This window comes from Streptomyces sp. PL-25, assembly GCF_058344915.1.
The window spans coordinates 6,007,682-6,032,444 of record NZ_CP136997.1; the positions used below are offsets into that span (position 1 = coordinate 6,007,682).

Sequence of the window (24,763 nt, forward strand, 5' to 3'; positions counted from 1 at the left end):
ACGCACGGGAAAGGGGTGTGCCGCACGGCGCTGGTCCGTGCGGCACACCCCGTCAGTGCGGATCGGTCACACCGGGACCGACGCCACGCCCGGCGCCAGGAACCGCTTGCCGTTGACCCGCTCGCTGACGCCCTCGCGATCCAGGTACGGCGTGATGCCGCCCAGGTGGAAGGGCCAGCCCGCGCCGGTGATCAGGCACAGGTCGATGTCCTGCGCCTCGGCGACGACGCCCTCCTCCAGCATGAGCCCGATCTCCTGGGCCACCGCGTCGAGCACCCGGGCCCGCACCTGCTCCTCGGTCAGGACGGTGTCGCCCTGCTCCAGCAGCGCGGCGACCTCGGGGTCCAGCTCGGGCTTGCCGCTGTCGTAGACGTAGAAGCCGCGCTTGCCGGCCCCGACGACCGCCTTGAGGTTCGGGGAGACCGTGAAGCGCTCCGGGAACGCCCGGTTGAGGGTCTCGGAGACATGCAGCCCGATCGCCGGGCCGACCAGCTCCAGCAGCACCAGCGGGGACATCGGCAGACCGAGCGGCTCGACCGCCTTCTCCGCCACCTCCACCGGGGTGCCCTCGTCGATGACGTTCTGGATCTCGCCCATGAAGCGGGTCAGGATGCGGTTGACCACGAACGCCGGGGCGTCCTTGACCAGCACCGCGGTCTTCTTCAGCTTCCGGGCCACCGCGAACGCGGTCGCCAGGGAGGCGTCGTCGGTCCGCTCGCCGCGCACGATCTCCAGCAGCGGCAGGATCGCGACCGGGTTGAAGAAGTGGAAGCCGACGACCCGCTCCGGGTTCTTCAGCTTCGAGGCCATCTCCGACACCGACAGGGACGAGGTGTTGGTGGCGAGGATCGCGTGCGCCGGGGCGACCGCCTCGACCTCGGCGAACACCTGCTGCTTGACGCCCATCTCCTCGAACACCGCCTCGATGACGAAGTCGGCGTCCGCGAAGCCCTCGGCCTTGTCCAGGACACCGGTCACCAGCGCCTTGAGGCGGTTGGCCTTGTCCTGGTTGATCCGGCCCTTGCCCAGCAGCTTGTCGATCTCGGCGTGGACGTAGCCCACACCCTTGTCGATACGGTCCTGGTCGATGTCCGTGAGGACGACCGGGACCTCCAGGCGGCGCAGGAAGAGCAGGGCGAGCTGAGAGGCCATCAGGCCCGCGCCCACCACGCCGACCTTGGTCACCGGACGGGCCAGGTTCTTGTCCGGGGCACCGGCGGGGCGCTTGCCGCGCTTCTGCACCAGGTTGAACGAGTAGATACCGGCGCGCAGTTCACCGCCCATGATCAGGTCCGCGAGGGCCCGGTCCTCGGCGTCGAAACCGGCCTGGAGGTCGCCGTCCTTCGCGGCGGCGACGATCTCCAGGGCGCGGTAGGCGGCCGGGGCCGCGCCGTGCACCTTGGAGTCGGCGATGGCCCGGCCGCGCGCGACGGCCCGGTCCCACGCCTCGCCGCGGTCGACCGCGGGGCGCTCCACGGCGATCTCGCCCTTGAGGACGGACGCCGTCCAGATCAGCGACTGCTCCAGGAAGTCGGCGCCCTCGAACAGCGCGTCCGCGATGCCGAGTTCGTAGACCTGCTTGCCCTTGAGCTGCCGGTTCTGGTTGAGGCTGTTCTCGATGACGACCGTGACCGCGTTGTCCGCGCCGATCAGGTTCGGCAGCAGGGTGCAGCCGCCCCAGCCGGGCACCAGACCGAGGAAGACCTCGGGCAGCGAGAACGCCGGCAGCGCGGCGGAGACCGTGCGGTAGGTGCAGTGCAGACCGACCTCGACACCGCCGCCCATGGCCGCGCCGTTGTAGTACGCGAAGGTCGGCACGGCCAGCTTCGCCAGCCGCTTGAAGACCTCGTGGCCGCCCCTGCCGATGGCGAGCGCGTCCTCGTGCCGCTCCAGCAGCTCGACGCCCTTGAGGTCGGCGCCGACCGCGAAGATGAACGGCTTGCCGGTGATGCCGACGCCGACGAGGGTGCCGTCCGCGGCCTCCTTCTCGACCTGGTCGATCGCGGCGTCCAGGTTCGCCAGCGAGGCCGGTCCGAAGGTGGTCGGCTTGGTGTGGTCCAGGCCGTTGTCCAGGGTGATGAGCGCGAAGCGGCCCGCACCCAGCGGCAGGTCGAAGTGGCGTACGTGCGCCTGGGTGACGACCTCGCCCGGGAACAGCTCGGCCGCGCCCTTCAGGAGTTCCGTGGTGGTGCTCACTTGTCGCCTCCGGCAGCGCTCTCGAAGTGCGGGTTCTCCCAGATGACCGTCGCGCCCATGCCGAAGCCGACGCACATCGTGGTCAGGCCGTAGCGGACGTGCGGCTGCTCCTCGAACTGCCGGGCCAGCTGCGTCATCAGCCGGACACCGGAGGAGGCGAGCGGGTGACCGAAGGCGATGGCGCCGCCGTACTGGTTGACGCGCGCGTCGTCGTCCGCGATGCCGTAGTGCTCCAGGAAGGCCAGCACCTGCACGGCGAAGGCCTCGTTGATCTCGAACAGACCGATGTCGGAGATGGCCAGACCGGCCTTGGCGAGCGCCTTCTCGGTCGCCGGGATCGGGCCGTAGCCCATGACCTCGGGCTCCACGCCCGCGAAGGCGTAGGAGACCAGGCGCATCTTGACCGGCAGGCCGTTCGCGCGGGCGAACTCCTCGCTGGCGATCACGGAGGCGGTGGCGCCGTCGTTCAGACCGGCCGCGTTGCCCGCGGTGACCCGGCCGTGCACCCGGAACGGCGTCTTGAGTCCGGCCAGGTTCTCCAGGGTGGTGCCCGGACGCATCGGCTCGTCGGCGGTGACGAGACCCCAGCCGGTCTCGCCGCCCTCGGGGCTGGTGCGGCGCACCGAGATCGGCACCAGGTCGGCCTGGATCTTCCCGTTCGCGTACGCCTTGGCGGCCTTCTCCTGGGAGCGCACCGCGTACTCGTCGGCACGCAGCTTGGTGATCCCCGGGTACCGGTCGTGCAGGTTCTCCGCGGTCATGCCCATGAACAGCGCGGACTCGTCGACCAGCTTCTCGCTGACGAAGCGCGGGTTGGGGTCGACGCCCTCACCCATGGGGTGGCGTCCCATGTGCTCCACACCGCCCGCGATGGCCACGTCGTACGCGCCGAAGGCGACCGAGCCGGCCACCGTGGTCACGGCGGTCAGCGCGCCCGCGCACATGCGGTCGATCGAGTAGCCGGGCACCGAGGTGGGCAGGCCCGCCAGGATGCCCGCCGTGCGCCCGATGGTCAGGCCCTGGTCGCCGATCTGCGTGGTCGCGGCGACGGCGACCTCGTCGACCTTCTTCGGGTCGAGCCCGGGGTTGCGGCGCAGCAGCTCCCGGATCGCCTTCACGACGAGGTCGTCGGCGCGGGTCTCGTGGTAGATGCCCTTCGGGCCCGCCTTGCCGAACGGGGTGCGGACGCCGTCGACGAAGACGACGTCCCTGACGGTACGAGGCACGATGGCTCTCCTCCAGGGTGCGGGATGGCACTGCTGCGGCGCGCGGAGCTGAGCGCGCGCTCAGCGCTCATGCTACTCGCGGGTAATGTAACTGCCCAGTCCCCCCGCCCCAAGCGGCGAACATCACACCCCACGGCACCGGAACGCCCCGGAAGGGGCGCGGGGAACTGCGCGAGCAACCACCACGCGACCCGCACCCGCTCCCTGGCACGCGCCCTTACGGCGTCTGGGCGCCCGCACCAGCCAGCGCGGCGACCAGCGAGGGCGTCGCCAGCTCCACCTGCCACGGCCGCGCGCCGTACCCGGCAAGGGCCGCGCCCACGGCCGCCTCGTCGGCCGGCTTCGGCGGCTCCCAGCACAGCCGGCGCACCGTGTCCGGCGCGACCAGGTTCTCCTGGGGCAGGTTCAGCCGTTCGGCGAGCGCGGAGACCGCGGCGCGGGCGGCGCTCAGCCGCTGCGCCGCCTCCGGGTCCTTGTCGGCCCAGGCCCGCGGCGGCGGGGGACCGGTCACCTGCTGGCCCTGCTGCGGCAGCGCCGTCTCGGGCAGCGCCCTGGCCCGGTCCACCGCGGCCTGCCACTGCTCCAGCTGGCGCCGCCCGGTGCGGTGCCCGAAGCCGTTCAGCGCGGCCAGCGCGTGCACATTGGCGGGCACGGCGAGCGCGGCCTGCACGATGGCGGCGTCCGGGAGCACCTTGCCGGGGGAGACGTCCCGGCGCTGGGCGATCCGGTCCCGGGTCTCCCACAGCTCCCGTACGACGGCGAGCTGCCGCCTGCGCCGCACCTTGTGCATCCCGGAGGTGCGCCGCCAGGGGTCCTTGCGGGGCTCGGGGGGTGGCGCGGAGGCGATGGCGTCGAACTCCTGGAGCGCCCAGTCCAGCTTGCCCTGCCGGTCCAGCTCCTTCTCCAGCGCGTCGCGCAGGTCGACGAGGAGCTCCACGTCGAGGGCGGCGTAGCGCAGCCAGGGCTCGGGCAGCGGGCGGGTGGACCAGTCGACGGCGGAGTGGCCCTTCTCCAGGACGAAGCCGAGGACGTTCTCGACCATGGCGCCCAGGCCCACGCGCGGGAATCCGGCCAGCCGGCCCGCCAGTTCGGTGTCGAACAGGCGGGTGGGGACCATGCCTATCTCGCGCAGGCACGGCAGGTCCTGGGTCGCCGCGTGCAGCACCCACTCGACGCCGGTGAGCGCCTCGCCGAGGGCGGAGAGGTCGGGGCAGCCGACGGGGTCGATCAGCGCGGTCCCGGCGCCCTGGCGGCGCAGCTGGACCAGATAGGCGCGCTGGCCGTAGCGGTAGCCGGAGGCGCGCTCGGCGTCGACGGCGACGGGGCCCGAGCCGGCGGCGAAGGCGGCGACCGCCTCGGCGAGCGCCTCGGGGGAGGCGATCACGGCCGGAATGCCCTCGCGCGGTTCGAGCAAGGGGACCGGCGCCCCGGTGTCAGGAGTTCCGCCGTCGTCCGGAGGGGCGCCTCCGGTGGTGCGCAGTGGGCTGTCTGCTGCGGTTTCTTGGGCGTCGGTCACCTGTCAAGGGTATCGGTGGATGGGCGGCGCCCGCCGACGGAACGTTCCGTCGGCGGGCGCCGGGGGTCGTGAACCGGTCAGGTCGGGGACACGTCCGGTTCACGGCCGGTACACGGGACAGGCCGGTGCCCGGGGGCCGGACGCGGTGGGGCGCCGAACCGGACGGCGGGGGGTCGGGGGATTCGCGGGATCGGGCGGTGGAGTGACGGGCGGACGGCCGATCGGGGGAGCGTGGGCGGCCGGGCGCCGGGCGGGGTCAGTGGATGATGCCGGTGCGCAGGGCCACGGCGACCATCCCGGCGCGGTCGCCGGTGCCGAGCTTGCGGGCGATGCGGGCCAGGTGGCTCTTGACGGTGAGGGCGGACAGGCCCATCGAGACGCCGATCGCCTTGTTCGACTGGCCCTCGGCGACCAGCCGCAGCACCTCGACCTCGCGGCCGGACAGTTCGCGGTAGCCGCCCGGGTGGCTCGGGGCGCCCGGGGGGCGGCGGTGCAGCCGGGCGGCGCCGATGGGGGCGGCGCCGGGCCGGGTGGGCAGTCCGAGGTTGGTACGGGTGCCGGTGACGACGTAGCCCTTCACTCCGCCCGCGAGGGCGTTGCGGACGGCGCCGATGTCGTCGGCGGCGGACAGGGCCAGGCCGTTGGGCCAGCCGGCGGCTCGGGTCTCGGAGAGCAGGGTGAGCCCGGAGCCGTCGGGCAGGTGCACGTCGGCGACGCAGATGTCGCGCGGGTTGCCGATGCGCGGACGGGCCTCCGCGACGGACGACGCCTCGATGACGTCACGGACTCCGAGCGCCCACAGATGACGGGTGACGGTGGACCGGACGCGCGGGTCCGCCACGACGACCATGGCGGTCGGCTTGTTCGGGCGGTAGGCGACCAGGCTTGCGGGCTGCTCGAGGAGAACGGACACCAGGCCTCCTGGGGGGTGGGGGACGGGGCCGGCTTGTGGGGAGGAAGCCGGTACGAACCGTGCTTGCTAGGTCACAGTCGTCTTCGGCATCAAACCCCTTGTCCTTTAGAGAATGATCACGATCTGGTGAGTAACAATGCGTTCAATTCGGACATACTGTCGATCATCCGAAGGTCGAATCGGTTCACTCGGGGCCGTTCGGGGTCGTTACCTGCCCGAAAGTGGCCGTATCGACAAAGACACGGCAAGGGACCGGTAAGACGCCGGACGGCGGCGGGGACGGCGCACGGGGCCCGGCACGGCGAACGGCCCGGACGGTGTTCCGTCCGGGCCGTTCGAAGGAGAAGGAGAGGGAAAAGAGAGGAAAGAGAGGAAAGGAGGGACGAAGGGGAAGGACAGGAGCCGTCGGTCGGCGTGGCTCAGCGCGACTGCGGATCCCGTCGCTGCGGCAGTGTCACCACGGACGCGTCACCCGGCCCGGCCGGCGGCAGCCCCGCCACCTGGGCCAGCAGATCGCACCAGGAGGCCAGATGCGCCCCCGTGTCCGGCACCCCGCCCAGGCTCTCGCGCGGGGTCCAGGAGGCCCGGATCTCGATCTGCGAGGCCGGCGGCCGCGCCGACAGTCCGCCGAAGTAGTGCGAACCGGCCCGGGTGACCGTGCCGCTCGGCTCCCCGTACGTCAGCCCGCGCGCCTGGAGCGCCCCGGTCAGCCAGGACCAGCACACCTCCGGCAGCAGCGGATCCGCGGCCATCTCCGGCTCCAGCTCCGCGCGCACCAGGGTCACCAGCCGGAACGTGCCCCGCCACGCGTCGTGCCCGGCCGGGTCGTGCAGCAGCACCAGCCGGCCGTCGGCGAGGTCCTGCTCGCCGTCGACGACGGTGGCCTCCAGCGCGTACGCGTACGGCGCCAGCCGCTGCGGCGGCGGTACCTGGTCGATCTCCACCTGCGGCCGCAGCCGCGCGGCTCTCAGCGCGTCGACGGCAGCCCTGAACGGCAACGGCACCTGATCCGCCCTGCCCGCATTCCCGTCGCCGTCTTTCGCCTCCTTCTTCGCCCCCTTCGCGTCGTCCATCCCGCCAGCGCCGTCCGACAGTCGTCCCTGAGCCGCAGCCATGCCGGGAAGATTAAGGGGAACCGGGCCTTTGTGCAGGGCAAGACACCCCGCCGCAGGCAGGAGCGCCGCCCGGGGGCCGCACACCGCGGCCCGCGCGCCCCCGGCGCCGTGCGAAACTTGCTCGCGTGAGTGCCAACGAGACGCCTGCCAGCCACCGGCCGCCGACGGCCGCCCACGACTCCGCGTTCCTCAGGGCGTGCCGGCGCGAACCGGTGCCGCACACGCCCGTGTGGTTCATGCGGCAGGCCGGGCGCTCGCTGCCGGAGTACCGCAAGGTGCGCGAGGGCATCGGCATGCTGGACTCCTGCATGCGGCCCGACCTGGTCACCGAGATCACCCTCCAGCCGGTCCGCCGGCACGGCGTGGACGCGGCGATCTACTTCAGCGACATCGTCGTCCCGCTGAAGGCCATCGGCATCGACCTCGACATCAAGCCGGGCGTGGGCCCGGTCGTCGAGCGCCCGGTGCGCACCCGCGCGGACCTGGCCCGGCTGCGCGACCTGACCCCCGAGGACGTCTCCTACGTCACCGAGGCGATCGGCCTGCTCACCGGCGAGCTGGGCGCCACCCCGCTGATCGGCTTCGCCGGGGCGCCGTTCACCCTCGCGAGCTACCTCGTGGAGGGCGGCCCCTCGCGCACGTACGAGAACGCCAAGGCGATGATGTACGGCGACCCGGAGCTCTGGGCCGACCTGCTGGACCGGCTCGCCGCCATCACGGCCGCCTTCCTCAAGGTGCAGATCGAGGCGGGCGCGAGCGCCGTGCAGCTCTTCGACTCCTGGGCCGGCGCGCTGGCCCCCGCCGACTACCGCCGCTCGGTGCTGCCCGCCTCCGCGAAGGTCTTCGAGGCCGTCGCCGGGTACGGCGTCCCGCGCATCCACTTCGGCGTCGGCACCGGTGAGCTGCTGGGCCTGATGGGCGAGGCGGGCGCGGACGTCGTCGGTGTCGACTGGCGGGTCCCGCTGGACGAGGCCGCCCGCCGGGTCGGCCCCGGCAAGGCGCTCCAGGGCAACCTCGACCCGACCGTGCTGTTCGCGACCCGCGAGGCCGTGGAGGACAAGACGCGCGAGGTGCTGGCGGCGGCTCAGGGCCTGGACGGCCATGTCTTCAACCTCGGCCACGGGGTCATGCCGTCCACCGACCCGGACGCGCTGACCCGGCTCGTGGAGTACGTGCACACCCGCACCGCCCGCTGAGGCGGCCGCCGTTCGGACGGACGGACCCGCACGGACCCGGGCGGGCGGTCCGCCGGCCGCCCGCCCGGGAGTTCCCGGCCGGCCCGGAGTCCCGGGCCGGCCCGCTCCGCTACTTCAGCCCGGTGTCGAGCGCGGTCATCAGCTGACCGTTCGAGGTGTCACCGGACATCTCCCACACGAAGCCGCCCAGCAGCCCCTTGGACTTGATCCAGGCCGTCTTCTTCCCGATCGACCAGGCGTCGTCGAAGGACCACCACTGGCCGTTCGCGCCGGTGTAGCCGAACGTCGACACCGACTGCTCGTCGTGGTGGACGGTCATCGACGGGAAGCTGGCGATCAGGTTGTTGTAGCCGCGCACCCCGGCCTCGGTGTCGAACTGGCCGGGCGCCGCGCCGTTCGCGGCCTGCCACTCACCGGCCGCGCCGCCGTCGGTGACGCCCTGCCAGCCGCGCCCGTAGAACGGGAAGCCCACGGCCAGCTTGCGCGGGTTGACCCCGGCGTCTAGGTACGCCTGGATGGCGTTCTCGATGCTGAAGTGGAACGAGTAGGGGTCCTGCGCGTCCGTGTACAGGTTGGACGCGTCACCGGTGCGGTTGGGCTCCCAGGAGTTGTCGCTGCCCGAGCCGTGGAAGTCGTAGCCCTGGACATCGGCGTAGTCGAGGGAGTCGAAGATCCGGCCCAGGTCCCAGCCGGCGGCGATCTTCGCCGGGTCGGCCGGGGTGAACGCGGTCAGCAGCTTGTGCTCGCCGCCGAGCGCGTCGAGCTGCTTGCGGAACTCGGCGAGCAGCGCGGTCAGGTTGTCCTTGTCCTGGGTGCCGTAGTGGTTGCCCGGGTGGCCCTCGGAGCCCGGCCACTCCCAGTCGATGTCGAAGCCGTCGAAGATGCCGGCCGCGGTGCCGGGGCCGCCCGCGCCGTTGTAGACGGGCAGGTTGCCCTTGATCCACACGTCGATGCAGGACTTGACGAGCTTCTCCCGGCTGGCCTGGGTGGCGGCGGCGTCGGAGAAGAACTTCGAGTACGTCCAGCCGCCGATCGACGCGACGATCTTCAGCTTGGGGTACTTGGCCTTGAGCTTCTTCAACTGGTTGAGGTTGCCGCGCAGTTTGCCCCAGCCGTCGTCGGCGACGCCGTCGACCGACTGGTCGGCGGACATCGGGCGCGCGTAGTCGGCGTCCGCGTCACCCGCGTCGGTGCCCTGGTCCGGGTCCTCCGGGTCGGTGGACGTGCCCTTGGTGACGCCCGCCTTGCAGGTGAGGTCCTTCGAATCCAGGTTCTCGAAGGCGTAGTTGACGACGTCAAGCTTGGCGGCGGCACCGGAGGTGTCCAGGTTCTTCACGAAGTACTGACGGCCGTAGATGCCCCACTGGACGAAGTAGCCCACCTTGAGCTGCTTGCCCTGCCCGGCCACGTCGTCGGTGGTGACCTTCACCGCGTTCGAGGCGGGCGACGGGTTGTCCGCGGTGTCGCGGGCCTTGACGGTGAAGGTGTAGGCGGTGGCCGGGGAGAGGCCGTCCACCGTGGCCGTCGTGGTGTCCGCGCCGACCGACTTCGCCAGCGTGCTGCCGCGGTAGACGTCGTAGGCGGCCACACCCACGTTGTCGGTGGCCTTGTCCCAGGCCAGGCCGACGCTGTACGAGGTCTTGCCGGTGGAGCGCAGGTTGCCCGGCGCGGTCGGCGGTGTCGGGTCGGTCGACGGGTCCACCGTCTTCACGGTCAGCGGCTGGCTGGCCGGTCCGATGTTGCCGCGGGTGTCCTTGGCCCGCACGGTGTACGTGTAGTTCGTCGCCGGGGTCAGGCCGGTCACGGTCGCCGAGGTGCCGGTGACGGTGGCCACGGTGTTCGTGCCGCTCAGCACGTCGTAGGAGGCCACGGTGTGGTCGCCCGGCTGGGCCGCGGTCCAGCTCAGCGCCACCGAGTGCGCGGTGACCGCGGTCGCCTTGGGGGTGCCGGGCGCGGTCGGCGGGACGTCGGGGCTGCCGTCGCACTTGTCGCCGTTGATGGTGCAGCCGGTCGGCGCGGCGGCCTTGCCGGTCGCGGTGAACCAGTAGCTGTACGGCTCGGTGCTGCCGCCGGCCGGGACGTTCCCGTTGTAGTAGGCGTTCTTCGCGGTCACATGCTGCCCGGAGACCGTGACGTCGGCGTAGTAGTTGCTGGTCAGGGTCGCCCCGGCCGGGAGGTCGAACTCCAGGGTCCAGCCGCTGGCGGCGGCGGAGCCGCTGTTGTGGACGACGTACTTGCCCTGCCAGCCGGAGCCGTTGTCCTGGGAGGAGAAGGTCGCGGTGAGGGTGCCGGCCGCGTGGGCGGGCGCGGCGAGGGCGGTGAGTCCGGCCAGCGGCAGGACCAGGGTCGCGCCCAGGGCGGCGATCCGCCGCCGCAGCCGTCCGGCCCCTGAGCCGGGCCGGCGCGGCGTCCTGATGCCGGACAGCGGTCCTCGCCCGCGGTCCGGCCCTCTCTCGGAAAGTGGTCTGCGCCTGTGGAACATGGCTCTCCCTGTGGTGATGGGTGGTACAGGGGTGAGGTGAACCGTGCGCGTGCGCGTGCGTGTGCCGGGAGGGGAGGCAGGCCGGCGGGCCGGGACACGGCGCGCTGCCGCCTTCGATCGGGGCGCCCACAACGTAGAAGGTCTGGACCAATGCGTCAACAGGTCCGGCCGGACTCCGGGGGGTCAGGGGTACCCCCGGCGGCCCTCACCGGCCGGCGGTCACCAGCCGGTCCGGGCCCGCCGGCCGAACAGCAGACCGCGCGGCTCCGGCGGGGGCGGCGTGCCGGGGCGCAGCGGCAGCGCGAGCAGCATGCCCACGACGAAGCCGAACACATGGGCGGTGTACGCCACGGTGCCCGCGTCGGAGACGCCCTCGCCCGCGGAGTAGAACGCCTGGAGCACGAACCAGAACCCCAGCACCATCCAGGCCGGAAGACGCAGCGGCAGGAAGATCAGGAACGGCACCAGGACCCAGACCCGGGCCCGGGGATAGAGCACCAGATAGGCGCCGAGGACCCCGGCGATCGCCCCCGAGGCGCCGATCAGCGGCTGGCCGGAATCCGCGTCCAGCAGGGCGAAGCCGTACCCGGCCGCGTACCCGCACACCACGTAGAACAGCAGGAAGCGGACGCGGCCCATCCGGTCCTCGACGTTGTTGCCGAAGATGAACAGGAACAGCATGTTCCCCAGCAGGTGCAGCCAGCTCCCGTGCAGGAACATCGAGGTCAGCACCGACAGCACCGGCGACTTGTGGTAGCCCGGAGGGCCCAGCACGCAGCCGGGACCGTGCACGCCCACCCCGGTCGCGCCCGTCGGCACCAGCGACGGCACCCGGCCGTGGATCAGCTCGCGCGGCACCAGCGCGTAGTGCTGCGTGAACGCCTCCAGATGGCACAGCTGCGCCAGCGAGCCGCCCCCGGTCACCGAGCCGGTGACGCCCGGCGTGGCGAGGAACACGACGACGTTCGCGACGATCAGGGCGTACGTCACCCAGGGGGTGCGCCGCACCGGATTGACGTCATGGACGGGGATGACCACGAAGAAGTCCTTCCCGGGATGCGCCCGGTGAACCGGCCCGCCGGATCAGCGCGCCCGGTCGACCGCGGCGGCCGCCTTGCGGGCCGCCACCAGCACCGGGTCCCACACCGGGGAGAACGGCGGCGCGTAGCCGAGGTCCAGCGCGGTCATCTGCTCCACGGTCAGCCCCGCCGTGAGCGCCACGGCGGCGATGTCGACCCGCTTGGCCGCACCCTCCCGGCCCACGATCTGGACCCCCAGCAGCCGGCCCGTGCGCCGCTCGGCGAGCATCTTCACGGTCATCGGGGAGGCCCCCGGGTAGTAGCCCGCCCGGCTGGTCGACTCGACGGTGACCGTCTCGAAGCGCAGCCCGACGCGCCGGGCGTCCCGCTCCCGCAGCCCGGTCCGGGCGATCTCCAGGTCGCACACCTTGCTCACCGCGGTCCCGACCACGCCCGGGAAGGTGGCGTAGCCGCCGCCCGCGTTGGTGCCGATGACCTGGCCCTGCTTGTTGGCGTGGGTGCCGAGCGGCACGTGCCGCTGCTGCCCGGAGACCAGGTCGAGCACCTCGACGCAGTCGCCGCCCGCCCAGATGTCCTCGTGCCCGCGCACCCGCATCGCCCGGTCCGTGAGCAGCCCGCCGTGGTCGCCGAGCGGCAGCCCCGCCGCCCGCGCCAGCGACGTCTCGGGCCGCACCCCGATGCCCAGCACCACCACGTCCGCCGGGTACTCGGCGTCGCCGGTGGCCACCGCCCGCACCCGCCCGTCCTCCCCGGTCAGCACCCCGGTCACCTCGGTGCCGCCCACCATGGTGATGCCCAGGCCCGTCATCGCCTCGCGCACCAGGCGGCCCATGTCCGGGTCGAGCGTCGCCATCGGTTCCGCGCCCCGGTTGACGACCGTCACCTCGTAGCCGCGTTTGATCAGCGCCTCGGCCATCTCCACGCCGATGTAACCCGCGCCCACCACGACCGCCCGGCGGCCCCGGGTGCGGGCCAGGCCGTCGAGCAGTTCCTCGCCGTCGTCCAGGGTCTGCACGCCGTACACCCCGGGCGCGTCGATACCGGGCAGCTCCGGGCGCACCGGCCGGGCCCCGGTCGCGACGACGAGCTTGTCGTACGACGTCCAGGACTCGGCCCCCGACACGGCGTCCCGCGCGCGGACCCGGCGCCCGGCCGCGTCGATCTCCGTGACCTCGGTGCGCATCCGCAGGTCGATGCCGCGCGCGCGGTGCTCCTCGGGCGTGCGCGCGATCAGCTGATCCCGCTCCTCGACGTCACCGCTCACCCAGTAGGGGATCCCGCAGGCCGAGTACGAGCTGAAGTGGCCGCGTTCGAACGCCACGATCTCCAGCTCGTCCGGTCCGCGCAGCCGCCGGGCCTGCGACGCCGCGGACATCCCCGCGGCATCGCCCCCGATCACGACCAGCCGTTCCCGCCGTCCGCCGCCGTCCGTGCCCGTGCCGTCGCTCATGCTCATGCGCACACGCTACGACGGCCGCGTTCACCGCTCCCGGCCGCCGTCCGCACCGCCGCCTTCCGTACCGCCGCCTTCCGTACCGGTGCCGTCCGTACCGGTGCCGTCCGTACCGGTGCCGTCCGTACCGGCAGCGGTCGCCGGGGCTGTCGGGGTCGCCGGGTGGACCGGCAGGCCGGGGCCCGCCGGAGCCGGGGCGCCGAGCGGTCCCAGGGCGGTCACCGGCGCTCCGGAGGGGGCGTGGCGGGGCAGGCGCGGGCGTACGGCCCGGAGCCAGAGCACGGTGAGAAGGGCCGCCGCGGCGGCGAAGGGCAGCACCGCGCCCAGGGCGAGGGCGAGCCAGCGGACCACGGTCACGAACACGTGCCAGCCGCCCGCCAGCGCGTCCAGGAACCCGGGACCGTCGTCCGCGGGCTCGTGCGCCGGCGCGGACGCCGAGGACAGCGACAGGGTGACGGTGGCCAGGCTCGTACGGTCCTTCAGGGACGCCTGCTGGGCGAGCAGCGCCTCCAGATCGGCCTCGCGGCGGCTCAGTTCGCTCTCCAGGGAGACGACGTCGCCGAGGCTGCCGGCCTTGTCCATGAGCGCGCGGACCCGGGCCACGCTGGCGCGCTGCGACCGGATCCGGCTGTCGACGTCCACGACCTGGCCGGTGACGTCCTCGGCCTTGGCCGACCGCTCGACCAGCCGCCCGGTGCCCTCAAGACGGGCGAGGAGCGCGTCGTAGCGGTCCACCGGCACCCGCAGCACGACCCGCGTCCGCTCGTGTCCCTCGGCGTCCCGGTCGGTGTTCTCGTCGCCCACGTAGCCCCCGGCATCCTGGGCCGCCGCGCGCGCCGTGGCGAGGGCCTTCGCCACGTCCCGCACCTCCACCGTCAGCGAGGCCGTGCGGACGATCCGGGCGGCCGGGGCCTTCGGCGCGGTGGTGGCCCCGGCACCGGGCGCGGTGCCCCGGTCGGCGTACCCTCCGCCGCCGTTCCCGCTGGCCGGGACGCCCCGCTGGGCCGCGCTCCCGGCGGCCTTGTGGGAGGAACTGCCGGAACCGCCGGATTCGCCGCACCCGGTGAGCGCGAGCGCCGCCGCGAGCAGCACACCGGTCGAAGCGGCAGCGGTCCTGGCGGCGGACCGGGACGCGGACGGCGAAGCAGACGGAGAAGCGGACGGAGAAGCGGACGGAGAAGCGGATATGGCTCGAACGGAGCGTCGAGCGCGGTGCTGTGCGCGCATGTGTCGCGTACCCCCCGGGGCGTGGTGACCTCTGACGTTCCTTCGACTCGGCGGCGGTCCGATGCGTTGCCGGTGCGCGGTCCCGATGCGGTCACGGTCAGGACTCGTCCCGGACACCGGGGCCCCGCGGGCGCGCCGGACGGGTCTGAGAGAGTGGAGGCCATGAGCGCAACGGGCACGGACACGCGGCAGGTCGTCGTCGTCGGAGGCGGGATCGCGGGGCTGGCCGCCGCGCACCGGCTGCTGGAGCGCGGCGCGCGGGTGACCGTGCTGGAGGCCGCCGACCGCGTCGGCGGCAAGCTGCTGCCCGGCGAGATCGCGGGCGTCCGCGTCGACCTGGGTGCCGAGTCGATGCTGGCCCGGCGGCCCGAGGCCGTGGGCCTCGCCCGCGAGGTGGGCCTCGCCGACCGGCTCCGGCCGCCCGCCACCGCGACCGCCTCCCTGTGGACCCGCGGCGCCCTGCGCCCGATGCCCAAAGGCCATGTGATGGGCGTGCCCGGCACCGCTGCCGCCCTCGCCGGGATCCTCTCCGCCGAGGGCCTGGCCCGTATCGAGCGCGACGCCGAACTGCCGCGCACCGAGGTCGGCGACGACGTGGCGGTCGGCGCGTACGTCGCCGAGCGGCTGGGCCGCGAGGTCGTCGACCGCCTGGTCGAACCGCTGCTCGGCGGGGTCTACGCGGGCGACGCCCACCGCATCTCGATGCGCTCGGCGGTGCCCCAGCTCTTCGAGGCCGCCCGCGCCCACACCTCCCTGACCGAGGCGGTCCGCGCCCTCCAGGACCGCGCGGCGCGGACACCGGCCACCGGCCCGGTCTTCCTGGGCATCGAGGGCGGCGTCGGCACGCTGCCGCTCGCGGTCGCCGCCTCCGTACGGGCGCGCGGCGGCGAGATCCTGACCGGCACCCCGGCGAGCGGACTGCGCAGGACCCCAAAGGGCGGCTGGCGCCTGCTCGCCGGGGACCGCGTCCTGCACGCCGACGCGGTCGTCGTCGCCACCCCCGCGCCCGCCGCCGCCGCCCTGCTGGAGACCGAGTCCCCGGGCGCGGCGGCCGAGCTGCGGACCGTCGAGTACGCCTCCATGGCCCTGATCACCCTCGCCTACCGCCGTGCCGGCGCCGCGCTGCCCGAGGGCAGCGGCTTCCTCGTGCCGCCCGTCGACGGACACACCATCAAGGCGTCGACCTTCGCCTCCCGCAAGTGGGGCTGGATCGCCGAGGAGGACCCGGACGTGCTGGTGCTGCGCACCTCGGTCGGCCGGTACGGCGAGACGGAGATCCTGGACCGCGACGACGCCGGCCTGGTGGACCTCTCCCGCCGCGACCTGCGCGCGGCCACCGGCCTGGACGCCGTACCGCTGCGCACCCGTGTCACCCGCTGGGACGGCGGACTGCCCCAGTACCCGGTCGGCCACCACGCGCGCGTGGCCCGGATCCGCGACCACGTCGCCCGGCTCCCGGGCCTCGCGGTGTGCGGCGCCGCCTACGACGGCGTCGGCATCCCCGCCTGCGTGGCGAGCGCGAACGCCGCCGTGGACCAGCTCGCGGGCGACCTCGCGGCCGTGCGGGAACTCACCGCCCACCCGGTGCGGAGTCTGCACGGCGGAGCGGGAGAATAGCCCCATGAGTGACGACGCCTCCACCACCGACGCCGGCCGGATCCCGAACAAGGGCAAGCTGGCCAAGGACCTCAACGAGGTCATCCGCTACACCCTGTGGTCCGTCTTCAAGCTGAAGGACGTCCTCCCCGAGGACCGCACCGGCTACGCCGACGAGGTCCAGGAGCTGTTCGACCAGCTCGCCGCGAAGGACGTGACCGTCCGCGGGACCTACGACCTGTCCGGGATGCGCGCCGACGCCGACATCCTGATCTGGTGGCACGCCGAGACCAGCGACCTGCTCCAGGACGCGTACAGCCGCTTCCGCCGCACCCGGCTCGGCCGCGCGCTGGAGCCCGTGTGGTCGAACATGGCGCTGCACCGGCCCGCCGAGTTCAACCGCTCGCACATCCCGGCGTTCCTCGCCGACGAGACGGCGCGCGACTACGTCAGCGTCTACCCGTTCGTCCGCTCCTACGACTGGTACCTGCTGCCCGACGAGGACCGCCGCCGGATGCTCGCCGACCACGGCAAGATGGCCCGCGGCTACCCGGACGTCCGGGCGAACACCGTCGCGTCCTTCTCCCTGGGCGACTACGAGTGGATCCTCGCCTTCGAGGCCGACGAACTGCACCGCATCGTCGACCTCATGCGCCACCTGCGCGGCTCGGAGGCCCGCAGGCACGTGCGCGAGGAGGTGCCGTTCTTCACCGGCCGCCGCAAGGACGTGGCGGACCTGGTCGCCGGGCTCGCCTGACCGCTCCCGGTCAGGTCCCGGCCGGCCCCCGGCCGTCCTTCCGCCCCAGGGCGTCCCGCAGCTCGCGCGCCCGGTTCTCCTGGAAGGTCGGCCGGCCCGGCAGCGGCTCGGGGCGCGCGGCGCAGTCCGCGTCCCGGTCCGGCAGCCGCCCTTCCAGCAGATACGCGTCCACCCGCGCGTCGACGCACCGGTTCGGGCCGTACGCGATGCCGTGCGTGCCCGCGCCCCGCTCGGTCACCAGCACGGAGCCGGCCAGCCGCCGCCGCAGTTCCAGCGCGCCCGCGTAGGGGGTGGCCGCGTCCCGTTCGGCGGCCAGGACCAGCGTGGGCGGCAGCGCGCCCGGCACGGTCCGCACGTCCAGCGGCCGCTGCCGGGGCACCGGCCAGTAGGCGCAGGGCAGATTCGCCCACACATTGCCCCAGGTCTCGAACGGCGCCACCCGCGCGAGCCGCGTGTTGTCCCGGTCCCAGACCCGGAAGTCGCCCGGCCAGGGCGCGTCGTTGCACTCCACGGCCGTGTAGACGGCGGCGCTGTTCTCCGCCTCGGCGGCCCCCGCCCGGTACGGCGCGGCCAGCGCGACCAGCGGCTTCTCGTCGCCCCTCAGATAGGCCGAGAGAGCCTCGGCGGCCCCCGGCCAGAAGTCGTCGTAGTAGCCCGCGTTCAGCAGGGCGCCCTGCAACTGCGCCGGTCCCACCGTGCCGCCCGCCGGACGCGCGGCCAGCCGGGTGCGCGCCCGCTCGTAGGCCGCGCGCACCGCCCGCGCGCTGCGGCCGAGACCGTACACGTCGTCGTGCCGGGCCACCCAGTCCCGGAAGTCCGCCCAGCGGGTCTCGAACGCGGCCGACTGGTCGAGGTTGTCGCGGTACCAGACCCGGGACGGGTCCGGGTCCACCGCCGAGTCGAGGACCATCCGCCGCACATGCGCCGGGAACAGCGTCGCGTACAGCGCGCCCAGATAAGTGCCGTAGGAGGCGCCCATGAAGGTCAGCCGGTCCTCGCCGAGCGCCGCCCGCAGCACCTCCAGGTCGCGGGCGTTGGCGAGGGAGGTGTAGAAGCGCAGGGCGGCGCCCGTGCGCCGGGCGCACCCCTGGGCGTAGGCCCTGGCCTCGGCCACGCGGCGGCGCTTGTACGCCGCCGAGGGGTGCGTCGGCGCCGGGTCCGGCCCCTTGAAGAAGCTCTTCGGGTCCTCGCAGGACAGCGGAGCCGAGCGGCCCACCCCGCGCGGGGCGTAGCCGACGAGGTCGTAGGCGGCCGCGACCCGCTTCCACTCCGGCAGCAGCCCGATCAGCGGGAACGACATGCCGTCGCCGCCCGGCCCGCCCGGGTTGAAGACGAGGGCGCCCTGGCGCGGCACCCGCCGCCCGGCGGCGGCCGGGTCCCGGCCGCCGGCCCGCGCCCGGCTGACGGTGAGGCGGATCTGCGGGCCGTCGGGGCGCGCGTAGTCGAGCGGCACGGAGACGGTCCCGCACTCCATGACGGCGGGCAGGTCCCGCCCGCCCGGACAGGCGCCGAACCCGATGCCCGCCACCCGGGCGCGTGCGGCGGCCACGGCCGTGCCCCGCAACTCGGCCGCCCCGCCGGGCACTTCGGGAATCGCGTGCACACCTGGGCCGTCGGCCGCCCGGGGAGCGCCGCCCGAGGGGGCGGCGGCCAGGGCGGTCAGGACCAAGGACGCGGCGACCGTGTGGACGGCGGCGGCTCTCATCGGCGTATCCCTTCGGCGCACGGCGGCACCAAGGGATGCTTCGGCCACTCGCGCGCGAAGGCAAGCACCGGCGGCCGGTGTCGCCGCGGGTGCGCCCGATGCGCCCCTCCCGCGGGCCGCACGCCCCGGCGCGCGGCCTGCGGGGCGCGCGGAGTGCACGCCTGCGCGTGCGGATGCCCGGCGGCTTCACTCCCGCCGGGCCGGTCCCGGTCTGCCCGGCCGGTCACTCCCGGTAGGGCTGGTCGCGATGGGCGAAGGCCGCGCGCAGTTCCGGTTCGCCGATCGCGCGGATGCCCCGTACGGCCACGGAGGCCAGGTAGGCGCGTTCGTCGCCGGTGCGGTGCGCGCGCCGGGCCAGGGAGCTGAGCAGGTGCTGCCCCGCCGGGGACGCCCAGCGCGCGGACGGGTGGATCTCGAACCGGGCGATGGCGAGGCAGCCCGCGGTGAGCGCCAGCGGGAGCGCGAACCACAGGGCGATCAGCGGGCGCGGCATCCCGGTCGGGGCGGGCAGCAGCAGTGCGGCCACGCCCAGCGCGGTCACGGTGAGCGCGGCGGCCCGCACCCCGCGCGTCCCGGCCGCCACCGACGCGCCCGGCGCGTCCTCCGGTACGGCGAGCCCGGCGTGCACCAGCCGCTCGGCGAGCCCGCGGACGGGTTCGGCGGCGGCCGTCGCGGACCGTACGGGAGCGATCCGGGACTGCCCCTCGGGGCCGATGGCCCCTATGACGGACCGCTCCATCTCGTCCCGCCCGCACGGGTCGACGACGGTGGCCCAGCCGGTGTGCGCGAGCAGCAGCCTGCGCTCGCGTGCCATGGCGACCAGCGTGACGTCGGCGACCCGGGCGGGGCCGCCGGACAGGAACGCCGCCTCGTACAGCGTGAGGTCGTGGTCCCGGTCCACCACCGGGTCCCGGGTCTCTTCGGCCGCCGCGCGAACGGCGGCCAGGCACAGCCGCGTACAGGCCACACCGGCGACGACCCAGGCCGGGAGCAGGAGGAGAACCCAGAGCATGACCTGTTTCTATGCCAGTGACCTGGGAAAATCCATCGCCTTTTCACATCGCGGACGAGGTGTGCCCGGTGTGTGAAGTCCTCCCGGTGCCGCGCAGCAGCATCCGGCGCGCCGCCCGCGCCACCCGGACCGCCGGCCTGCGCGACCTCGGGACGGGCCCCGAGCGCTCCCGCCACCAGTGGTGCAGCTTCCGGCGGGCCGCGGGGTCCTCGGGCCGCCCGGCCAGCAGCAGGGACTCCGCGAACGCCATCGCGTCCAGCCGGTAGCCGCCGCGCATCGGGTGCCGCTGCGCGTAGGCGAGGAAGGCGGGCCGGTACCCGTCCCCGAGGATGACCGGCAGCTCCGGTGCCACCTTGGCCACGACACCCGCCCGCTTCGACGCCAGCGCCCGCGCCTGGACCCCGAGCCGCGCCCGGTCGAACCCCTCCGGCGCGGGCGTCCCCGCCACCAGCGCCGACAGCAGCGCGGTCTGCGCGAGCGCCAGCCGCTGCCGGACGGGCTCGGACCCGGAACCGGAACTGGACCCGGAAGCGGTACCGGTACCAGTACCGGTCCCGGTCCCGGAAGCGGCGTCCGGGGCGGAGCAGCCGGAGCGGGGGCCCGGGACGGTGGCGCTGACGAGCCGGGAGCCGGCGTCGGTGCCGGTGCCGGTCCGGGCGGCGGCGGTGCCGCGCGGTCGCCCCGTAGCCGCCGCGCGCCCGCGTTCCACCGCCTCCGCGATGGCGTCCAGTTCCCCCTTCAGCACCTCCGGCGCCGGGAAGTTCTCGTCGCGTTCCAGCAGGACCCCCGGCGGGGCGACGCGCGAGGCGAGGTCGGTCAGGATGTCGAGCACCGGCCGGGGGACCGGGTGGGCGTGGCTGTCGTGCCAGACGCCGTCCCGTTCGAAGCCGCCCGCCACATGGACGTACGCCAGTGCCTCCAGCGGCAGTTCGGACAGCGCCTCGGCCGGGTCCTCGCCCTGGTTGACGTGGTTGGTGTGCAGATTGGCCACGTCGATCAGCAGCCCCACGCCGGTGCGGTCCGCCAGCTCGTACAGGAACTGCCCCTCGGTCAGCTCCTCGCCGGGCCAGGCCAGCAGCGCGGCGATGTTCTCCACGGCGAGCGGCACGGGCAGCGCGTCCTGCGCGATGCGGATGTTCTCGCACAGCACGTCGAGGGCGTCGCGGGTGCGCGGCACGGGCAGCAGGTGGCCCGCCTCGATCCGGTCCGACGCGGTCAGCGGGCCGCCCGCCCGGACGAAGGCGATGTGCTCCGTCACCAGCGGCGAGCCGAGGGCCTGGGCCCGCTCGGCGAGCGCCTTCAGCCGCCCCTCGTCGGGGCGTTCGCCGCCGCCGAGTCCGAGCGAGACGCCGTGCGGCACCACCGTCACCCCGCGCTCGCGCAGCCGCCGCAGCGACGCGGGCAGATGATCCGGGCACACGTTCTCGGCCACGGCCTCGACCCAGTCGAGGCCCGGCATGCGTTCCACGGCGTCCGCGATCTCCGGGCGCCATCCGATGCCCGTCCCCAGTCGTTCCATGAGTCCCTCGTCCCCCTCGTCCCTCGTCCCCGCGTCCCCCCGCCCCGCGCACCGACGTCCGCGCACGGCGCACCCGAGGGGTATGGCCCCGCCGGGCGGCGGTGAACCGCGCGGCGGACTCCTTCAGAGCAACATCTGAGGTTTCCCGGTGCGGCCCCGGCCGTGGCTACCGCAGCGCCGGATGGTCGGCGACCACCGTGCACGAGCCGGGCGCGATCTCGGTGAAGCCCGCGTCCCGCACCAACGTCAGCCCGCTGTCCACCAGTTCGCGCCACCGGCCGGGGGCGGCGGTGCGCACGGCGAGCGGGAAGCCGGCGTCCCGCCAGGCCGCGCGCCGCTCGTCGGTCAGCTCCCACCAGGCGAGCTGGGCGCCGTGCCCGGCCTGGGCCATCGCCTTGCCCGCGGACATCTCGAGGCCCGGGTTGAACCACAGGACCGGCGTGCCGGGCGCGGGCCGGGCGGGCGGCTCCGGGTCGTCCAGGTCGGTGCCGGAGACCTGGAGCTTGACCAGGTCCTTGGGCCAGCCGTCCAGCGGCACGGGCGGGAAGACCCGTACCTCGGCGGCGGCTCCGGTGACCGTGACGCCGTCCAGCGCCTCGGCTCGCCGCCACTCCGCGCCGCGCGCCCGCCGCACCACCTTGCGGATCCGGGCGTCCTGCCAGTCCCGCACCGCCTGTGCCCAGGCGCCGTCACCGAGGGCGCGCTCGTCGCTCAGCAGCACCAGCACCGCGCGGGCCGCCGTCTCCAGCGCGTCGGTACGGGCCGGGGGAGCGGCCCGCTCGATCCGGACGACCAGCGGCAGTACGAACTGCGGCGCCTCGTCCCGGGCGCTGGGCTCGGCACGGAACGGGCTCTCGGGAACGGAGGTCTCATAGGTCACGCACCCCAGTGTGCCAACCGCGGCACGCGCCCGGTGCACCCGGTGGAGGGACCGCCGGAGCGGCGGAGGTCAGCCCGAGCAGGCCGTGCGCTGCGCCTCCTGCCACTCGCAGACCGGGCAGAGGGTGATCCCCTTGTACGACTCCGGGTACTCGGTCGGTTCCCGGCACAGCACGCACTCCGCGTACGGCGGCCCGTCGGCCCTGGGCGGCCGGGTCGCGTCGGTCGGGCAGCAGCCGGTGCCGCCGTCCCCGCGGGCCGCGCCGCCGCCGTTCGTGTCGTTCGTGCCGTTCGTGCCGGTCCCGTGGTCCACGCTCATGGTTCCAGCGTAGGACTCAGGTGCGGCCCGCCGAGGCGCCGATCATGTCGGACACCTTCACGAAGCGGTAGCCCTGCTTGCGCAGCTCCGGTACGACCGCCCGGACCACGCGCTCGGTGGTCGGGGCGGCGCTGCGCGTGCAGTGCATGACCACGACCGAGCCGGGCTTCACCCCGTCGAGCACCTGCCGGACCACGGCGTCCGCGTCGGTGGCGAACGCGTCGCCGCTCACCACGTCCCACTGCACGGCGGTGACGCCGAGGGGCGCGAGCGTGCGCAGCACCTGGGAGTCGTAGCAGCCGCCGGGGAAGCGGAGGTAGGGCATCGGGTGCGGGACGCCCGCCTTGGCGAAGGCCGTGTACGCGCGTTCCACGTCGGGGCGGACCTGGTCGGCGGTGACGGTCGGCAGGCCGTAGCAGTCACGGGTGAACGCGTAGTGGCTGTAGGAGTGGTTGGCGAGTTCGAACAGCGGGTCCGTGCCGATGGAACGGGCCTCTTCGGGGTACGTCTCCGCCCACTTGCCGGTCATGAACACGGTGGCGGGCACCTTGAGCGCGCGCAGCGCGGCGATCAGCTCCGGGTTGTCGAAGTGTTCGCCGGAGGCCGCGCGCCGCCCCTCGTCGGCGGTCATGTCGGCGTCGAAGGTGAAGGCGACGGTCTTGCCCTGGTCCCGGGGGCCGTGCGTGAACACGGGCGTCAGCCCGCCGGGCCCGGGGGTGAGGCGGGGCGGCTTGGACGGCGCGGTGGGGGAGGGCTTCGCGGGGGCCGCGGACGAGGGGGAGGCGGGGGAATCCGGGTGCCCGGCGCGGGCGGCCTGGGTGCTCTGGGCGGAGCCGCAGGCGGCGAGGGAGGCGAGCGCGGTGCTCAGGACGCCGGCGGCGGCATAACGGGCGATACGTCGTACAAGTGGGATCACCCGACGAAAGTAGGACGTCTTCCAGTCATATGAACGGCAGCGGGGCCGTGCGGTCACCCGGCCGGTGGTCACCCACCGAACGGCCCGCCGCGGCCGGGGCGGATCCCGGCCCGGGGCGGCTCCGGCCGCGGTGGCTCACAGCTCCCGCCGCTCCAGCGGCTCGGTCGCCGGGCCCTGGAGCACCCTGCCCTCGGTGTCGAAGCGCGAGCCGTGGCAGGGGCACTCCCAGGCGCGCTCGGCGGAGTCGAAGGCGACCAGGCAGCCCAGGTGCGTGCAGCGGGCGGACAGTGTGTGGGCGGTGCCCTCGTCGTCGCGGTACACCGCGAGGTGGTCCAGGCCGGACCGGACCACGGCGCCCTCGCCGGGTGCGATCGCCTCGACGGGCGGGGAGGGGCGCAGCCGGTCGCCGACGAAGTGCCGGGCGACCTCGGCCTGGTTCCTCAGGAACGTCGGCGCCTCCCGGACGGCCGTCCGCAGCCGGCGCGGGTCGTACAGCTCGCGCCACGGGCAGTCCCGCCCGGTGATCAGGGCCGTGAGCAGTCCGCCCGCCATGATGCCGCCGCTCAGTCCCCAGCCGCCGAAGCCGGTCGCCACATAGGTGTTGCGGGCCGCCTGGTGCAGCGGGCCGACCATCGCCACGGTGTCGGTCGGGTCGATGTCCTGGGTCGCCCACGAGTGCGCGAGGTCGGCGCCCGGGAAGTGCTCTCCCGCCCAGGCCGCCAGCCGGTCGAAGCGTGCCTGGCTGTCGCCGGTGCCCGGGGTGAAGTGCTCGCCGGTGACCACGAGCAGGCGCTGTCCGTCCGTGCCGTACGGTGCCGTCCGTACCGAACGGGTGTTCTCCTCCGGGGTGATGTACATGCCGTCCGGGTCCTCGGCGGCGTCGACCGATCCGGCCACGACCAGCTCGCGGCGCGGGGCGAGCCGGGCGAACAGCAGCGCCCGGTCGAACACCGGGTAGTGCGTGGCGACCACCACGTGCCGGGCCCGCACCGTGGCGCCCCCCGCGGTCGTCACCCGGCACGGCTCGCCCTCCGACAGGCCCCGCACGACGGTGTTCTCGAAGACCCGGCCGCCCCGCGCCACCAGGTCCGCCGTCAGGGCCAGCAGGTACTTGCGCGGATGGAACTGCGCCTGCCCGGCCACCCGCACCGCGCCCGCCACCGGGAACGGCAGCCCGGTCTCCGTCACGAACGACGCCGCGAGACCCGCCTCCCGGGCCGCCTCCGCCTCGGCGCGCACCTCGGCCACCCGGTCCGCGTCCCGGACGTAGGTGTACGCGCTGCGGGTCTCCCACTCGCACTCGATGCCGAGCTCGTCCACCAGCGACCAGGCGCGCTCGACCGCCTCCGACTGCGAGCGCGCGTACAGCTCGGCCGCCCGCGCGTCCCGGGTCCGGCGCAGCCGGTCGTAGATCAGGGTGTGCAGCGCGGTCAGTTTGGCCGTGGTGTGCCCGGTGACGCCCGCCGCCACCCGCCGCGCCTCCAGCACCGCCACGCCGAGCCCCGCCCGCGTCAGCTCGTACGCCGTGCTGAGCCCGGCCATGCCGGCACCGATCACGACCACGTCCACGTCCAGGTCCTCGGCGAGCGCAGGGCGCTCGGGGCCCGGGGCCGTCTCGACCCAGTACGAGCCGTTGACACGCCGCCGCCCGTGCGCCTGCCCGGGGTGCTGTTCCTGCCGCTGTGCGTCGTCCATG

At 74.2% G+C, this 24,763-nt stretch carries 19 protein-coding genes; 3 read left to right on the top strand and 16 right to left on the bottom strand.

What is annotated here, in order from left to right:
• Nucleotides 1-66 precede the first annotated feature (66 nt).
• The 5 genes from R4Z62_RS26840 to R4Z62_RS26860 form a co-directional block, all read right to left on the bottom strand.
• The gene (locus R4Z62_RS26840; RefSeq protein ID WP_064535817.1) at nt 67-2,196 is read right to left on the bottom strand and encodes a 3-hydroxyacyl-CoA dehydrogenase NAD-binding domain-containing protein; all 2,130 of its coding nucleotides are present in this window, start codon (nt 2,194-2,196) and stop codon (nt 67-69) included.
• Nucleotides 2,193-3,422 carry a thiolase family protein gene (locus R4Z62_RS26845; protein WP_064535818.1) on the bottom strand — a complete coding sequence of 410 codons (1,230 nt, stop codon included), beginning with the start codon at nt 3,420-3,422 and terminating at the stop codon, nt 2,193-2,195. The genes R4Z62_RS26840 and R4Z62_RS26845 overlap by 4 nt, the downstream gene beginning before the upstream one ends.
• 217 nt (nt 3,423-3,639) lie before the next feature.
• Nucleotides 3,640-4,938, bottom strand: coding sequence for an HRDC domain-containing protein (locus tag R4Z62_RS26850; RefSeq protein WP_385488031.1), 1,299 nt, complete (start codon nt 4,936-4,938; stop codon nt 3,640-3,642).
• Between the two features lie 256 nt (nt 4,939-5,194).
• Nucleotides 5,195-5,851: a response regulator transcription factor gene (locus R4Z62_RS26855; protein ID WP_018564425.1), complete on the bottom strand. Its 657-nt coding sequence runs from the start codon at nt 5,849-5,851 to the stop codon at nt 5,195-5,197.
• Between the two features lie 419 nt (nt 5,852-6,270).
• Nucleotides 6,271-6,966, bottom strand: coding sequence for a DUF3000 domain-containing protein (locus tag R4Z62_RS26860; protein ID WP_037872557.1), 696 nt, complete (start codon nt 6,964-6,966; stop codon nt 6,271-6,273).
• Nucleotides 6,967-7,091: 125 nt separating this feature from the next.
• On the opposite strand from R4Z62_RS26860, the gene hemE reads away from it, so the two are divergent.
• Nucleotides 7,092-8,162, top strand: a complete 1,071-nt coding sequence (hemE, locus tag R4Z62_RS26865; protein WP_064535820.1) for a uroporphyrinogen decarboxylase — start codon at nt 7,092-7,094, stop codon at nt 8,160-8,162.
• Between the two features lie 109 nt (nt 8,163-8,271).
• Here the strand turns inward: hemE and R4Z62_RS26870 are convergent, their stop codons facing one another.
• From R4Z62_RS26870 to R4Z62_RS26885, 4 genes are all read right to left on the bottom strand, one after another.
• Complete coding sequence (locus tag R4Z62_RS26870) at nt 8,272-10,644, bottom strand: glycosyl hydrolase family 18 protein (protein ID WP_491521118.1); 2,373 nt, start codon at nt 10,642-10,644, stop codon at nt 8,272-8,274.
• A 219-nt stretch (nt 10,645-10,863) separates the two neighbouring features.
• A complete protein-coding gene (locus tag R4Z62_RS26875; protein ID WP_064535821.1) occupies nt 10,864-11,682 on the bottom strand; it encodes a rhomboid family intramembrane serine protease in 819 nt (272 codons plus the stop codon).
• Between the two features lie 45 nt (nt 11,683-11,727).
• Entirely contained in the window at nt 11,728-13,140 is a 1,413-nt protein-coding gene (locus tag R4Z62_RS26880; RefSeq protein ID WP_385488021.1) for an FAD-dependent oxidoreductase, read from the bottom strand.
• Nucleotides 13,141-13,164: 24 nt separating this feature from the next.
• Nucleotides 13,165-14,229 carry a DUF4349 domain-containing protein gene (locus R4Z62_RS26885; RefSeq protein ID WP_491521119.1) on the bottom strand — a complete coding sequence of 355 codons (1,065 nt, stop codon included), beginning with the start codon at nt 14,227-14,229 and terminating at the stop codon, nt 13,165-13,167.
• A 297-nt stretch (nt 14,230-14,526) separates the two neighbouring features.
• Between R4Z62_RS26885 and hemG the strand changes: the two genes are divergently transcribed.
• Both hemG and hemQ read left to right on the top strand, forming a co-directional pair.
• On the top strand, nt 14,527-15,981 hold the full coding sequence (gene hemG / locus R4Z62_RS26890) for a protoporphyrinogen oxidase (protein WP_491521120.1): 1,455 nt from the start codon (nt 14,527-14,529) through the stop codon (nt 15,979-15,981).
• 4 nt (nt 15,982-15,985) lie between these two features.
• The gene (gene hemQ / locus R4Z62_RS26895) at nt 15,986-16,717 is read left to right on the top strand and encodes a hydrogen peroxide-dependent heme synthase (RefSeq protein WP_064535825.1); all 732 of its coding nucleotides are present in this window, start codon (nt 15,986-15,988) and stop codon (nt 16,715-16,717) included.
• A gap of 10 nt (nt 16,718-16,727) precedes the next feature.
• Here hemQ and R4Z62_RS26900 read toward each other — a convergent pair whose 3' ends face one another.
• The 7 genes from R4Z62_RS26900 to R4Z62_RS26930 all read right to left on the bottom strand — a co-directional run bounded on the left by R4Z62_RS26900 (nt 16,728) and on the right by R4Z62_RS26930 (nt 24,762).
• Nucleotides 16,728-18,422: an alpha/beta hydrolase gene (locus tag R4Z62_RS26900; RefSeq protein ID WP_491521121.1), complete on the bottom strand. Its 1,695-nt coding sequence runs from the start codon at nt 18,420-18,422 to the stop codon at nt 16,728-16,730.
• A 223-nt stretch (nt 18,423-18,645) separates the two neighbouring features.
• Nucleotides 18,646-19,434 carry a TIGR04222 domain-containing membrane protein gene (locus R4Z62_RS26905; protein WP_491521122.1) on the bottom strand — a complete coding sequence of 263 codons (789 nt, stop codon included), beginning with the start codon at nt 19,432-19,434 and terminating at the stop codon, nt 18,646-18,648.
• A gap of 43 nt (nt 19,435-19,477) precedes the next feature.
• Nucleotides 19,478-20,953 (bottom strand): MbnB/TglH/ChrH family RiPP precursor modification enzyme, encoded by a 1,476-nt coding sequence (locus tag R4Z62_RS26910; RefSeq protein ID WP_491521123.1) that lies wholly within the window; start codon nt 20,951-20,953, stop codon nt 19,478-19,480.
• Nucleotides 20,954-21,119: 166 nt separating this feature from the next.
• Nucleotides 21,120-21,833 (bottom strand): peptidyl-tRNA hydrolase, encoded by a 714-nt coding sequence (locus R4Z62_RS26915; protein WP_385488006.1) that lies wholly within the window; start codon nt 21,831-21,833, stop codon nt 21,120-21,122.
• A 69-nt stretch (nt 21,834-21,902) separates the two neighbouring features.
• Nucleotides 21,903-22,151, bottom strand: coding sequence for a hypothetical protein (locus tag R4Z62_RS26920; protein WP_064535830.1), 249 nt, complete (start codon nt 22,149-22,151; stop codon nt 21,903-21,905).
• 16 nt (nt 22,152-22,167) lie between these two features.
• The gene (locus R4Z62_RS26925) at nt 22,168-23,067 is read right to left on the bottom strand and encodes a polysaccharide deacetylase family protein (protein WP_385488003.1); all 900 of its coding nucleotides are present in this window, start codon (nt 23,065-23,067) and stop codon (nt 22,168-22,170) included.
• A gap of 135 nt (nt 23,068-23,202) precedes the next feature.
• A complete protein-coding gene (locus R4Z62_RS26930; RefSeq protein ID WP_491521124.1) occupies nt 23,203-24,762 on the bottom strand; it encodes an FAD-dependent oxidoreductase in 1,560 nt (519 codons plus the stop codon).
• Nucleotide 24,763: the final 1 nt, after the last annotated feature.

Coding starts and splice junctions, on each gene's coding strand:
- R4Z62_RS26860 (WP_037872557.1), bottom strand. CDS start 6,966: ATGGCTGCGGCTCAGGGACGACTGTCGGACGGCGCTGGCGGGATGGAC.
- R4Z62_RS26870 (WP_491521118.1), bottom strand. CDS start 10,644: ATGTTCCACAGGCGCAGACCACTTTCCGAGAGAGGGCCGGACCGCGGG.
- R4Z62_RS26880 (WP_385488021.1), bottom strand. CDS start 13,140: ATGAGCATGAGCGACGGCACGGGCACGGACGGCGGCGGACGGCGGGAA.
- hemG (WP_491521120.1), top strand. CDS start 14,527: ATGAGCGCAACGGGCACGGACACGCGGCAGGTCGTCGTCGTCGGAGGC.
- hemQ (WP_064535825.1), top strand. CDS start 15,986: ATGAGTGACGACGCCTCCACCACCGACGCCGGCCGGATCCCGAACAAG.
- R4Z62_RS26900 (WP_491521121.1), bottom strand. CDS start 18,422: ATGAGAGCCGCCGCCGTCCACACGGTCGCCGCGTCCTTGGTCCTGACC.
- R4Z62_RS26905 (WP_491521122.1), bottom strand. CDS start 19,434: ATGCTCTGGGTTCTCCTCCTGCTCCCGGCCTGGGTCGTCGCCGGTGTG.
- R4Z62_RS26910 (WP_491521123.1), bottom strand. CDS start 20,953: ATGGAACGACTGGGGACGGGCATCGGATGGCGCCCGGAGATCGCGGAC.
- R4Z62_RS26920 (WP_064535830.1), bottom strand. CDS start 22,151: ATGAGCGTGGACCACGGGACCGGCACGAACGGCACGAACGACACGAAC.
- R4Z62_RS26930 (WP_491521124.1), bottom strand. CDS start 24,762: ATGGACGACGCACAGCGGCAGGAACAGCACCCCGGGCAGGCGCACGGG.